The organism is Hyalangium ruber (genome assembly GCF_034259325.1).
Taxonomy (GTDB): Bacteria; Myxococcota; Myxococcia; order Myxococcales; family Myxococcaceae; genus Hyalangium_A; species Hyalangium_A rubrum.
In genome coordinates this window covers 14,607-27,366 of record NZ_JAXIVS010000021.1, presented here as the reverse complement: position 1 = coordinate 27,366, position 12,760 = coordinate 14,607, and the positions used below count along the sequence as shown (strand labels likewise).

The following is a 12,760-nucleotide window of genomic DNA, read 5'->3' as shown; positions in this document are numbered from 1 at the left end:
GATGCGCGCGGCGCCGGTCGGACAGTGAACCTTGCCAGGTCTTCGGCGTGCTGCGTAACGTGCGGAGTCATCCCTCGGAGTCATGGGAGTGTCGAGTTTGGCCTTGACCACAGAAGCCTTCGGTTTGTCCGACGTCGGTCGGAAGCGCCAGCACAATGAAGACGCGATGCTGGTGGATCAGCCGCTCGGCTTGTTCATCGTCGCCGACGGCATGGGCGGCCACGCGGCGGGCGAAGTCGCCAGCGCGCGGGCAACCGAAGTGGTCAAGCAGCACATCACCGCGAACAAGCACCTGCTGAAGGATCTGGCGTCCAACCCGTCGCAGGACAGCCGCTCGGCGGCGGCGGCGCTGGTGGAGGTGGCCATCCAGCGCGCGTGCGCGGACATCTACAAGATGGCGCTGACGGACGCCTCCAAGCGCGGCATGGGCACCACGTTCGTGTGCCTGGCGCTCAGCGGCAACAAGGGCGTCATCGGCCACGTGGGCGACTCGCGCGTGTACCTGGTGCGCCACGGCCAGTGCCACCGGCTCACCGAGGACCACACGCTGGTGGCCGCGCAGCTCAAGGCCGGCACCATCACCAAGGAGCAGGCGGCCAACTCGCAGTACCGCAACGTGATTACGCGCGCGGTGGGCATCCAGGAGTCGGTGCAGGTCGACACGCTGATCGTCGATCTGATGCCGGGCGACGTGTTCATCCTCTGCTCGGACGGCCTGCACGGCTACCTCGAGGACGAGGAGATGCTGCCGCTGGTGAGCAACATCGCGGCGGGGGACCTGCCCAAGAAGCTCGTGGACACGGCCAACGAGCGCGGCGGCAAGGACAACATCACCGCGGTGGTGGTGAAGGTGGCGGGCGACGGCGCGGTGGCCAGCGAGGAGACGAGCGAGGCGCAGTCGCGCATGGAGGCGCTGCGGAAGATCCCGCTCTTCCGGCACCTCACCTACAAGGAGCAGACGGCGGTGCTGTCCATCGCCACCACGCGCACCTTCCCGGCGGGGCGAGAGATCGTCATCGAAGGGCAGCCCGGCGAGGAGCTCTTCGTCGTCATCCGCGGCCGCGTCGTCATCGAGAAGAACGGTGTGGAGATCGCGGAGCTGCGCGCCGGCGGGCACTTCGGAGAGATGGGGCTCATCGACAACGCGCCGCGCTCGGCCACGGTGCGCGCCACCGAGCCCACGCGGACGATGGTCATTGCCCGTCCGGACCTGATGAGCCTGATGAAGCGCGAGTCCATCCTCGCGGTGAAGATGCTCTGGAGCTTCGTGCAGGTGCTGTCGGATCGGCTCCGGGCGACGAACTCGGAGCTGAGCGAGGCGCGCCAGGAGCTGGCGGTGGCGCAGTCCGTCCAGCCCTTCGCCGAGGAGTAGCCCGGGCTCAGCCCGGCGTCGCCCCAGGTGCCTCCTCGTGGCCGGAGAGCTCCGTAAGGAGCTCGCGGGCGACCTTGTAGTCCCGGAGCTCGGACCCTCCGGGGAACCTGCCGCAGGTCTCCGCGAGGACCGCATGGGCCTCGGAGACGTTGCCGGACTGTCGCAGGAGTCGAGCCAGGCTCGCGGCCGCGCGCAGCTCGTGGAGCCTCGCGCCACAGTCGCGGGCCTCCGCCAGGGCCAGTTCCATGGACGCCCGTGCCGCCTCCAGCGCGCCCTGCTGGCGCAGGAACTCTCCCTGGAGCCGCAGCAGGTCGCCGCGCGCCCGGCGGGCCAGAAGGGTGTCGAGCATGCTCAGCCCCTCTTTCGTCGCGGCCAGTCCTTCGGCGTTCTGGCCGGCGAGCAGCTGGGCCTTGAGCAGGCACACCAGACAGGTGGGGTAGATGAGCAGGGCGCCCATGGCCTGGAGGAGCCCAAGGCCCTGCTGGACGATGGGGATGCCCGCCTGAGGGTCTCCGAGGCGGGCGGTGGCCCAGCCCAGGACGCAGTAGCCCGTCGCCAGGGTGAACAGGAAGCCGTTCCGGGTGGAGACGGCGATCAGCCGGTTGGCCAGGTCCCGCGCCACCTCGGGCTCGTCCACCTCGTACTCGATCGTGGCGGCGAATGAGAGCGTGAGCGCGACGGCGTACGGGTGTTGCATCGCCTCGGCCAGGGCGAGCGCCTCCTGGCAGAGCTCGCGGGCGCGGTCGATGTTTCCCAGCATCGACTCGCCGAAGGCCCCGCTCAGGTGCGCGTGGAGCACTTGTTCAGCGACATAGCTTTGGCTGCCGCCGCCGCGGATGCGCGCCAGGTTCCTCATGGAGGGGTCCTCGCGGCTCAACTGCTTGGCCAGGGTGTTGTGCCGCAGGGACTCGGCGTAGTGGCCTCGCCAGAACTCCAGGGTTCCGAGCGAGGAATGGACCACCACCTGGGTGGTGGCATCCGCCTGGGTTTCCAGGAGCCGATAGAAGAGCGCCTCCAGCTGATCGGTGTCCTCGCGGCTGCCCCGCACCAGCGCGACGGCCCAGATGCCCCAGAGGACGGAGAAGGGGACCTCCCCGTACTGTTCGCACAGCTCGTGTGCGCGGGTGAAGACCTCCTCGACCTCCTTGGCGGCGAAGCCCTTCGTCGAGACGAGCCCTTGGCCCAGCTCGACCCGCAGGGTGATCTCCCGCTCGTCCCGTTCTCGCGACGGTGGCAGGAACGCGAGCTGCTCGAGGGCTCGGGTGAAGTGGTGGATGGCCTCGGCGAGGGCGGACTTCGATGCGGCGAGCTGCCCCGCCCGCTGCCAGAGTTCCACGGCCTGCTCCGAGAGGCCCGCGCGGGTGGCGTGGTTCGCGAGCAGCTCTGGCTGCTCTTGCGCCATCGTGGGGAAGCGCTCGCTCAGCACGTGGAAGAGGCGCGTGTGGTAGTGCTGGCGCGTGCTCCGCGTCAGCGACTGGTAGGCCGCGTCCTGGATGAGCGAGTGCTTGAAGCTATAGGTCAGGTGGGGTGGCCACCCCTGCTGGAAGAGCAGGCCGGCGCGTTCGAGTCGCTCGATGGTCTGTCGCAGCTCGTCCTCTTCCAGGAACGAGACGGCGTGGAGCACGTCGTGGCTGAACTCCCGGCCGAGCAGGGCCGCGAGCTGCGCCAGCGCCTTCGTCTGGGCAGGGAGCTGGTCGAGCCGCGCCTGGAGCAGCTCGTGCAGGGTGGTGGGGATGGGCAGGAGCGAGCCCTCCGCGGTGGCGCCCGTGCCTCCCTGTTCCACCACCATCCGGGTCAGCTCCTCGATGAAGAGCGGAACGCCGTCGGTTCTCGCCACGAGCATCTCGATCGTCTCCGCCGCTAGGGGCGTGCCGTGGGCGGTCTCCTGAATCAGCGCCGAGGTGGCTTGAGGGGAGAGGGGCTCGAGCCGGAGTTCGAAGAAGGAGTCATGGCCCGCCCAGGCATGGGTGAACTCGGGACGGGTGGTGAGCAGGAAGCAGGCCCGGAGGCGCTCGAGGCTCTCCAGGAGGAACCCTAGGAACTGGAGGGTCGAGGGATCGGCCCAATGCACATCCTCCACGACGAACACGAGGGGCCGCTTCTCGCTCAGTTGCTGGAAGAGCGCGGCCAGCGCCCGCACCCCTCGCTCCCGCTGATGCTCCGGGGGGAGACTCCGGAAGGCAGTGCCCTCGGGAAGAGGCAGGGACAGGAGCGAGGCGAGGGGGGGCACATGCTCCGTGGGCAGGCCAGCTGCTCCCAGTTGTTCCCCCAGCTTGCGCAGCTTCTCCTCGGGCGTGTCCTCGGGGGAGAACTCCAGGAAGCGCTGGAGCCAGGTGATGAAGGGATGGAAGGCGCTGTCCTTGAACTGGGGCCAGCACTGGCACCGGAACCAGGTGCTCGCATTGGCGGGTTCGCGATCGTGCAGCTCTTGGATGAGGCGGGACTTGCCGATCCCCGCTTCGCCCCGCAGGAGGATGAAGGCCCCTTGATCGCGCGTGGACTCCCTCAACAGGGTGAGGCGCCGCAGCTCCGGCTCTCGTCCCGTCAGCGTCGTGAGGGGGCCCATGACGAGCGCCCGGTCGAAGCGGGTCACGTTCCTGCGCTCGTGAAGCACCTGGTGGAGGCCGACGGACTGGGGCCCCGAGAGCGCCTCGAAGGTTCGCTGGCCGAGGAACCTGGTGTGGAAGCGACCGCGCACGAGCGCATAGGCCTGATCGCTGAGGAGCACCGTCCCTGCTTCGGCCTGCGTGGCCAGCCAGGAGGCGATGCGAGGGCCCTCGCCCTGCATGGCGGGTGTCATTCCATGGAACTCGGGCATCACGTCGGACAGGGCCACGAGGTCCGTGTGGATGCCCACCCGCACGGACAGCCCCTGGCGCCAGTGGCTCAACAGCTCTCGTGGCAGCTCCTGGGTCTGGCGCAGGGCCGCCCGGACCGCGTGCTCCGAGTCATCCTCTTGCAGGCGCGGGTAGCCGAAGCTCGCGAGCACCTCGGCCCCCATGGCCGTCGTGATGGTTCCCCCCGCCTGTTGGATGAGGCGCGTGCAGGCGCGGTGGAAGGACTCCTCCAGCTCGCTGAAGTCCTCGGGATCGATGACGCCGCTGCTGGAGGCGAGCGAGAGCCGGCATGCCACCAGGGTGACTTGTCGCCGCTCCGCCACGGCCCGCACCCGCCGGGGCCTGAGGGCGAGGTTCTCTTGAAGGGCGCACAGCCGCTTCAGCAGCTCGGAGCCATCGGGAGGGCGGTTGCCGGGCGTCTTGTCCAGCGTCGAGGCGATGAACTTGTCCAACTCCACGGGCAGCTCTGGTCGACGCTCGCGCACCGAGGGCATCGGCCGGGCCGAGGTGACGTACTTCTGGATCTCCTCGGACTCCAGCGAGGGGAAGGGGAGCTGGCCCGTCAGCATCTCGAAGAGGAGGACGCCGCAGGACCACGTGTCGTCGCACGAATGGGGAGGCTCGCGCCGCCACTGGGCGGGAGACATGTAGGGAGGTGTTCCCGAGCCCGTGGTGTCGAGCGTGAAGGTGCCGCCCGTCAGCAAGCGCGACAGGCCGAAGTCGAGCAGCTTCGCGCGGCCTTGGGCGAGGATGAAGACATTGCCTGGCTTGAGGTCCAGATGGACGAGGTGGCGCTCATGGGCATGGGCCAGCCCCGCGCCCACATCGAGCATGATGTCGAGCGCGCGCCGCAGCTCCAGCCGCCCCTTCATCAGGATGGACTGCAGGGTCTTTCCCTCCAGGTACTCCATCACCAGGAAGGGAACCTTCGCCGGGGGCAGCCCGCTCTTCTGCCGGAAGCCGGTGTTCCACAGGGCCAGATCGTGGATCCGCACGATGTTGTCGTGGTCCAGCCGTGCGATGGCCTGGGCCTCTTCACGCAGGAGCGCCGTCACCTGCTGAGGGGACATGCGCAGGAAGGAGAGCAGGAACTTGAGGGCGACGGTCCGCTGCAGTTCATGATCCAGGGCCCGGAAGACCTGGCCCATGCCACCCTGGCCGATCAGCTCGAGGATCTCGTAGCGGCTCCCATCCAGGCCTCCCAGCCGCTCGCCCAGCACGGGCATGGGCACCGGGGGAGGTTGCCAGACGAGCTCTCGCAGGAATGAGTCCTCGAACTCGGAGTCCCCGCGCGAGAGCGAGTACTCGGCCAGCGGCAGCGCGTTCTCCTCCTCATGACCTCCGATGTGGCTCATCGCGTCTCCCAGTCTGGTGCTCTCGGGTAGGGAGAGGGGCTGCCCTGCGTGGGCGTTACGGCTCCTTGGACTCCTCGACGAGCACGTAGATGATCGCCAGGGGGCGGCGGGTCGCTACCTCCGTGGCATAGACGGCACCCACGTAGAGCCCCGGGTCGATGCCCTGGGTCTTTCGCCGGCTCTGGCCTCGGCCGAGATCGACGAGGGAGACCTCCACCCGGTCCCGGTTCGGCGAGAGCTGGGCCCGGATGTGAGCGTTCGCGTCGATGTTGCCAGTTCCCTGTTCCAGGCTCTTTCCTCGCACCGCAATTCCTGCCCCTACCACTGGATGGAGATCCGTCACGCGGGTTGTGACGCCATCGGGGAGGAAGACATGCGTGGGGGCATCCGTGGGGCCGATGAACTCGGCGTCTCCATCCACGACGAAGAGCAAGGTGGGCAGTTGCCGCTCTCGACCTGCCGACGCCTGCCAGGGGCTCGCCAGCAGCGTGAGCCACGCATCCCAGGACCCGGCGACGTCCTGCATCCACTGGGCGGAGTCGTACTTTCCCTCCCTCATTTTATCGAGCGCGGAGAAGAAGCGGCTGTGCTGGCTCTGCCAGAAGGTGAAGTTGGTCTGAAACATGTCGTTCCAGAAGGTGGCGGCCGAGGAGGCGTCCATCATCGGCGTATCCCGGTCACTGTCTCGAGTGGACGTGGTCATGACGGAGGATTCCTTTCGAGACTATCGAGGAGTTCGTTCATCCAGAGCCCCACGAGGGACGGAGCCAGAAAGGACAGGAAGAGACCGACTCCCGCCGGGCCCTGGTTCGGGGTTCGCCGGTCCAGGAGGTCCGCGAAGCGGACGTGCTTCACGGTGCGGAGCTTGAAGGCGCCGTTTTGCTGGCCAGGAGAGGCGGGGAGCGCCGCGACGCACTGGAAGCCGGAGTCGACGTCGATGCCCCGCTTCTGCTTCAGCACGGAGAGCTCGCTGCCCTCGCACGAGTAGAGAGCGAACTGCAGACGGATCCACTGCTCGACGGGGTCCACGGCGAAGTCGATCTCGAGGAAGTTCCGGAACGAGGAGATGCGCTGCAGGTTCCAGTTCCATTCGACGTGTTCGAAGAGGTACCCATGCCAGCTCGGTCCCTTCTGGGAGCTCGGCTCAACGGGCGTGAAGACGGGAGGGGTCGTCTCGCTGAGCTGCATCTGGTCGCTCGCGGGCCAGAACTTCGATTGTTTCCAGTTGCGTGGATCCAGGGCGCTGACAAGCGTCGGGAAGTCCCAGCGGGACTCCGAGGCAATGTCCACGGTCGTGACGAGAGAGTTCAGGTCCACCCGGCTCTCACGCCGTGCTCTCAGCGGTTGCTCGGCCGGCCCGGCGAAGCAGGACTGGATGTCCTTCAGTACACCCTCCCGGCGACCCGTCCGCTCGTCCTCCCGGGTGCTCTCCGCTTGGAGGCGCGCCAGAATGGCCGGGTCGGGCTTGGGACGCTGCTCGCTGTCCTTGGCAGGAGAGACGGGGGCTGGGGGGCTCCTTCTCCTGCGGAAGTCTCCCCTCAGGTCCCGGGAGGAGTCGCTATAGAAGATCCGCCGGAGATCCGCATAGGTCACGGACTCGACTCGGCCATCACGTGGTCGGAGCAACGCGTCGCGTATCGAGCCCCTGAATGACCTGGCGTTCACGCCCAGGAGTTCCGTGAGATAGGGCTCGAGCTCCTTCTTGTCTTCGAGGAGAACAGCGCTCGTCAGCCTCAACCCGGCGATGGTCTGCGCGGGCTCGAAGTCACCGTCCGGGAGCCCGTCGATGACCTCGAGAGCTTTCGGCAGAGGGAGCGGCCGCAGATCTGGAGTGAGGGCACCCGAGAGATCGGCTTGGGCGTCCGCATGCACGAAGACACTGAGCAGCGCCGCACGGGATTCATGCACGAACTTGGCGCGTTCGGGCAGGACGTCGTCGGATTGTCGCTTGGCGCTCATGAGCCCCACCCTCCGCGGCATGTCTCGGGCCTTGCCCGAACCCCACTCCGTAGAAAATGAGTCAGGTCGGCGCGTCCTCAACGGACGGCCATGCGACGGGTTGGGTGTCCTGTCGTAGGTTGCTGGTGGAGGTGATCCAATGCCGACCTCCCATCCCTTCCTCCTCTACGGTGCCACGGGCTACACGGGCAGGCTGCTGGCACGCGCGGCGAAGGAGCGCGGCTTGCGCCCCATCCTTGGCGGGAGGGACGAGGCTCGGCTGGCGGCCCTCGCCTCGGAGCTGGGGCTGGAGTACCGGGTAGCTCGCCTGGACGCAGGGCTGGACGAAGCCTTGCGAGATGTCGCGGCCGTCCTCCATGTCGCGGGGCCGTTCTCCAAGACGTTCCGTCCCATGGTCGAGGCCTGCCTGCGCACGGCGACCCATTACCTCGATCTCAGCGGAGAGCCCCTGTCCATCGAGGGCGTCTTCCAGCATCACATGGAGGCACGCCGGCGCGGGGTGATGCTCATGCCGGGCGTCGGGTTCGACGTCGTCCCATCGGACTGCCTCGCGCTCCACTTGTCACGCCGGTTACGCGGGGCCCGGCGACTCAAGCTGGGCATCTCTGGACTCGATCAGGTCTCCCGGGGCTCGTTCCGGACGCTCGCGGACAACGCGGGCCTGCCCAGCCACATCCGCCGGGACGGGAGGATCCGCGAGATCGTCTCGGGTTCGCTCCAGCACGAGTTCGACTTTGGGACCGGACCGCGCCAGGGGCTCGTCGTGAGCTGGGGAGACGTGAGCGCCGCGTACTATTCGACGGGCATTCCAGACATCGAGGTGTACTGGGACTCGACGCCGCCCCTGTGGATGATGGTGATGGCGAACCGCTGGGCTGGTGGGCTGCTCGCGACGCCGCTGAGCCGCTTCATGCTCGAGGTCCATGCGCGGGTCCTGCCAGAGGGGCCCACCAGCGCGGAGCGTGCCAGGTGCCAGGGCGTCATCGTCGCGGAGGTGGAGGACGCGGCGGGCCGCCGTCTCCGTGGGCGCCTGCGCACTCCCGAAGTCTATGGGTTCAGCTGCACCACCGGGCTGGCCATCCTCGAGCGCGTCCTGGCTGGAGATCTGGAGATCGGAGCCCAGACGCCCGCGCGCGTCTACGGCCCGGACTTCGTGCTCTCACTCCCAGGTGTCTTCCGGGAGGAACTCTGATCACCCCGCGGTTCCAGATCGCCGTTCGTGCATGGACGCTCGGGGCCTGCGTGGATTGACAGGCTTTGCGTGCATCTTCATGAAGATGGGGTCATGAGCACCGAGCGTTGCATCGACGTCGCGATCATCGGAGGTGGATGCGCGGGGATCACCGCCGCCTTCGAGCTCACGCGCCCCGAGCACCAGGGGCGCTATCGCGTCACCGTGTACCAGCTTGGCTGGAGGCTGGGGGGCAAGGGCGCGTCAGGAAGGGGGCCGGCGGATCGCATCCAGGAGCACGGCCTCCATCTGTGGATGGGGTTCTATGAGAATGCCTTCCGGTTGATTCGGGAGTGCTATGCGGAGCTGAAGCGCGACCCGGCCACCTGCCGCATCGCAGACTGGCGCGATGCCTTCACGCCGGATCCCTTCAACGGGATCATGGACTGGTCCCCGCGAGGGGAGTGGTCCCCCTGGCTGGTCCGGCTGCCTCCCGCCAAGGGACTGCCCGGCGAGCCGGGGAACGAGAGCCCTCGGGCGAGCATCGCCGACTATCTGGCGAGGAGCCTGGAGATGGTGCGCGCCCTGGTGCTGTCCGCGGAGGCGACCGTCGCCGGCAGGGAGCCCGAGGTGCCTTCTGCTCCGACGGGAGCGGGGAACCCGGAGGCGCTCATGGAGTCGATGTCGCGCCTCCTGAAGTACGGGCAGTTCGCCACGCTCGCCGCCGTGGTCGAGGCCCTGGGGCTGATGGAGGTCGCGCTGGGCACGTTGCGCCGCTATCCGGAGAACCTCCTGCTGCGCTTCCATGACGCGGTGAGCACCGCGCTGCGCGACCAGCTCGCGAGGCTGCTCGGGACGGACGACAGGCTCCGCCGCCTCTGGGAGATCATCGACATGATCCTGGCGGTCGTCCGTGGGGGGCTGCGCTTCCGCCTGCTGACGGATCCGAGAGGCTTTGACGCCATCGATGATTACGACTGCCGGGAGTGGCTGCGCCTCAATGGTGCCTCGGAAGGGACGATCAACGGTGCCTTCGTTCGGGCGCTCTACGATTTCACCTTCGCCTATGAGGATGGGGATGTCCGCAGGCCACGGGTCGCCGCCGGGCAGGGGCTGCGGGCCGCGTTCCGCGCGTTCTACTCCTACCGGGGGGCCTTCTTCTGGAAGATGCAATCCGGGATGGGCGACGTGGTCTTCGCTCCCTTCTACGAGGTGCTGAAGCGACGGGGTGTCCGCTTCGAGTTCTTCCATCGCCTGGAGGAAGTCCGACTCGTGACGCCCGAGCGGCTCGGGCCGGGCGAGCGCCCGTACGTGGAGACGCTCGAGTTCGATGTGCAGGCCCGGGTGGCGGGAGGAGGGGAGTACCAGCCGCTCGTGGACGTGCGCGGGCTGCCCTGCTGGCCCGCGGCTCCCGACTACCAGCAGCTCGAGGAGGGCGAGCGGCTCGAGCGTGAGGGATGGGCCTTCGAGTCGCACTGGGATCGGCGCAAAGCGGGGACACGGACGCTGCGCGTGCGGGAAGACTTCGACCTCGTCGTCCTCGCGGTGGGGGGAGGGGCCATTCCCTACGTCTGCAAGCCCTTGGTGGAGCGGGATGAGCGCTGGCGTGCCATGGTCGAGCACGTCAAGAGCGTGCCGACCCAGGCCTGCCAGCTCTGGCTGAGCGCGAGCATGCGTGAGCTGGGCTGGCAAGAGCCGCCGATCAACATCTCGGGGTTCGTCGAGCCCTTCGACACCTGGGCGGACATGACGCACCTGGCCTCGGAGGAGAGCTGGCCCCAGCCTCCTGCTTCGATCGCCTACTTCTGCAGCGTGCTACCGGATGTCCCCGAGGCGGAGCGGGCCCGGCCTGCGTTTCCTCAGGAGCAGCACGAGCGGGTCCGGCGCAACGCCGTGCGCTTCCTCCAGCGGGATATCTCCCACCTGTGGCCTCGGGCCCATGGAGAGGGGGGCGGGTTCCGGTGGGACCTGCTCATGGACGCGAACGCGTCGCCGGAGGCCAGTGCGAACATGCAGGGCGAGGCGCGCCTTTCCTCCCAGTATTGGGCCGCCAACGTGAATCCCTCGGACCGGTACACCCTGAGCCTGCCTGGGACGCTGAAGTACCGCCTTTCGCCGCTGGACAATACCTACGACAACCTCACCGTCGCGGGCGACTGGACGGACTGTGGCTTCAACCAGGGCTGTGTCGAAGCGGCGGTGATGTCAGGTCGGTTGGCGGCGCATGCCATCTCGGGCGCACCTCGGCTCGAGGAGATCGTGGGGTTCGATCACCCGTGAGTTCCATGGACGCTCAAGAGAGAGTGAAGAAGCCGGAGCCGGATCGCACGCGGCCCATCCGTAACTGGTGCGGGCTGTTCGAACCTCCAGCGCCGGTTCCTCCCGGCGATGCCGCCTCCCGTGGGGCGGCGATGGGGTACCGGGTGATCGAGGAGTACCTGCGCCAGGGCCAGAACGTTGCGCGTGGGATGGGGATTCCTTCCATGGGTACACCACCGGCGGATGAGGGCTCCCAGCGCTTCGGGGCGATGTTCCGGAGCTTCGCGGACTTCGCCAGCCTGTGGATGGATTGGATGGGGAGGGCAGGGGCTCCCTTCGCTCCAGGCGTCGCGCCCGCCTCGGGCACTGCCGGTCCTTTCGCGGCGGGGGGAGGCCAAACCGCCACCGAGACGGCGAAGGCGGTTGCTCCGGAGCCTCCCGTGTCCTCGGAGCCCTCGGGGGGAGTTCCCGTGGGACTGACGCTCGACATCCAGTCGTCGCGGCGCGTCGAGGTCTCGGTGGACTTGCGCCCGCGCTCCTTGGGCTTGCCGCTCGTGGTTCACGATCTGCGTGCTCCCGAGCCAGACACGCCGCGCATCACGGGCGTGCGGCTCGAGGCCCTGCCGGAGGAGGAGCGGGTGTGCCTGCGCCTTCAGGTTCCGGGGGAGCACCCTCCCGGGGTTTATAGCGGCCTCATCCTCGATGAGCGGACGAGCCTTCCTCGCGGCACGCTCACCGTTCGCATTCCTCCCCCATGACTGGAGCGCGCATGTCGGCCAGGGCCACATCGGAGCGGGTCCGGGAGCGGCTCGAGGAATACGGGGCCGCCGCGCGGGAGCGCATGCGTGAGTACCTGCGGGACGGGCAGTCCCGTCACGCGTTCTACGAGCTGGTCTCGGATTATCCCGAGCGGGGCGGCCGGGCGTTGCGCGCCAGCCTCTGTCTGGCCACCGCGCGCGCCTTTGGTGCCCAGCCCACGGAGGCCTTGAACTCGGCCGTGGCGCTGGAGCTGCTCCACAATGCGTTCCTGGTCCACGACGACCTGGAGGACGAGAGCGAGGAGCGGCGTGGACGTCCAACCCTGCACCTGCGCCACGGGGCTCCCCTGGCCATCAACGCCGGGGATGCCCTGGCCGTCCTGAGCCTGCGGCCGCTCATCGACAACGTGGGGATGTTGGGCTCGCGGCTCGCCTTGCGGATCCTCGAGGAGGCGGAGCGGATGGCGCGCGAGTCCGTCGAGGGTCAGGCGCTGGAGCTGTGGTGGCGCCAGCATCACGTCACCGATCTGGGAGAGGCCGACTACCTGCGCATGGTCCTGAAGAAGACCTGCTGGTACACCAGCATCTACCCGATGCGTGTGGGGGCGCTCATCGGCACCCGGGACAGCGTGGAGCTGGACCGGTATCTCCACTTCGGGTTCTTCGTCGGCGCTGCCTTCCAGATCCAGGATGATCTGCTCAATCTCGTGGGCGACGAGGCGAGCTACGGCAAGGAGCGCAACGGGGACATCTGGGAGGGCAAGCGCACGTTGATGCTCATCCACCTGCTCAACGTGATGGACGCCGATGAGCGGGCCCGACTCTCGCGAGTACTCGGGACGCCGCGGTTGGAGCGGACCCCGGAGGAGGTCCGGTGGGTTCGCGAGTGCATGGATCGGTACGGCTCGATCGACTATGCGCGGCAGGTGGCCCACGGACTGGCGGGGGCGGCGCTCCACGAGTTCTGGCTGGTGTTCGCCGACCTGCCGGATTCGCCGGACAAGGACTTCCTGGCGGCGCTGCCCACCTGGGTCATCGAGCGGACCTGA

At 68.1% G+C, this 12,760-nt stretch carries 8 protein-coding genes; 5 read left to right on the top strand and 3 right to left on the bottom strand.

Annotation, left to right across the window (positions count from 1 at the left end):
* Positions 1 to 82 precede the first annotated feature (82 nt).
* Positions 83 to 1,372 carry a Stp1/IreP family PP2C-type Ser/Thr phosphatase gene (locus SYV04_RS39440; RefSeq protein WP_321551240.1) on the top strand — a complete coding sequence of 430 codons (1,290 nt, stop codon included), beginning with the start codon at positions 83 to 85 and terminating at the stop codon, positions 1,370 to 1,372.
* Positions 1,373 to 1,379: 7 nt separating this feature from the next.
* Here SYV04_RS39440 and SYV04_RS39435 read toward each other — a convergent pair whose 3' ends face one another.
* From SYV04_RS39435 to SYV04_RS39425, 3 genes are read right to left on the bottom strand one after another with little or no spacing between them, the layout of a single operon-like run.
* The gene (locus SYV04_RS39435; protein WP_321551239.1) at positions 1,380 to 5,564 is read right to left on the bottom strand and encodes a protein kinase domain-containing protein; all 4,185 of its coding nucleotides are present in this window, start codon (positions 5,562 to 5,564) and stop codon (positions 1,380 to 1,382) included.
* Between the two features lie 55 nt (positions 5,565 to 5,619).
* Positions 5,620 to 6,267, bottom strand: a complete 648-nt coding sequence (locus tag SYV04_RS39430; protein ID WP_321551238.1) for a hypothetical protein — start codon at positions 6,265 to 6,267, stop codon at positions 5,620 to 5,622.
* Positions 6,264 to 7,523: a hypothetical protein gene (locus SYV04_RS39425; RefSeq protein ID WP_321551237.1), complete on the bottom strand. Its 1,260-nt coding sequence runs from the start codon at positions 7,521 to 7,523 to the stop codon at positions 6,264 to 6,266. Before SYV04_RS39425 ends, SYV04_RS39430 begins: the two co-directional genes overlap by 4 nt.
* A gap of 139 nt (positions 7,524 to 7,662) precedes the next feature.
* On the opposite strand from SYV04_RS39425, the gene SYV04_RS39420 reads away from it, so the two are divergent.
* From SYV04_RS39420 to SYV04_RS39405, 4 genes are all read left to right on the top strand, one after another.
* Positions 7,663 to 8,715, top strand: a complete 1,053-nt coding sequence (locus SYV04_RS39420) for a saccharopine dehydrogenase family protein (RefSeq protein WP_321551236.1) — start codon at positions 7,663 to 7,665, stop codon at positions 8,713 to 8,715.
* Positions 8,716 to 8,808: 93 nt separating this feature from the next.
* Positions 8,809 to 10,974 carry an FAD-dependent oxidoreductase gene (locus tag SYV04_RS39415; RefSeq protein ID WP_321551235.1) on the top strand — a complete coding sequence of 722 codons (2,166 nt, stop codon included), beginning with the start codon at positions 8,809 to 8,811 and terminating at the stop codon, positions 10,972 to 10,974.
* A 23-nt stretch (positions 10,975 to 10,997) separates the two neighbouring features.
* Entirely contained in the window at positions 10,998 to 11,711 is a 714-nt protein-coding gene (locus SYV04_RS39410) for a hypothetical protein (RefSeq protein ID WP_321551234.1), read from the top strand.
* Between the two features lie 11 nt (positions 11,712 to 11,722).
* Positions 11,723 to 12,760, top strand: coding sequence for a polyprenyl synthetase family protein (locus tag SYV04_RS39405; RefSeq protein WP_321551233.1), 1,038 nt, complete (start codon positions 11,723 to 11,725; stop codon positions 12,758 to 12,760).

Excerpts from the sequence above, each read along its gene's own strand:
- SYV04_RS39430 (WP_321551238.1), bottom strand. The coding sequence starts at position 6,267 with ATGACCACGTCCACTCGAGACAGTGACCGGGATACGCCGATGATGGAC.
- SYV04_RS39405 (WP_321551233.1), top strand. The coding sequence starts at position 11,723 with ATGTCGGCCAGGGCCACATCGGAGCGGGTCCGGGAGCGGCTCGAGGAA.
- SYV04_RS39440 (WP_321551240.1), top strand. The coding sequence starts at position 83 with ATGGGAGTGTCGAGTTTGGCCTTGACCACAGAAGCCTTCGGTTTGTCC.
- SYV04_RS39415 (WP_321551235.1), top strand. The coding sequence starts at position 8,809 with ATGAGCACCGAGCGTTGCATCGACGTCGCGATCATCGGAGGTGGATGC.
- SYV04_RS39435 (WP_321551239.1), bottom strand. The coding sequence starts at position 5,564 with ATGAGCCACATCGGAGGTCATGAGGAGGAGAACGCGCTGCCGCTGGCC.
- SYV04_RS39420 (WP_321551236.1), top strand. The coding sequence starts at position 7,663 with ATGCCGACCTCCCATCCCTTCCTCCTCTACGGTGCCACGGGCTACACG.
- SYV04_RS39425 (WP_321551237.1), bottom strand. The coding sequence starts at position 7,523 with ATGAGCGCCAAGCGACAATCCGACGACGTCCTGCCCGAACGCGCCAAG.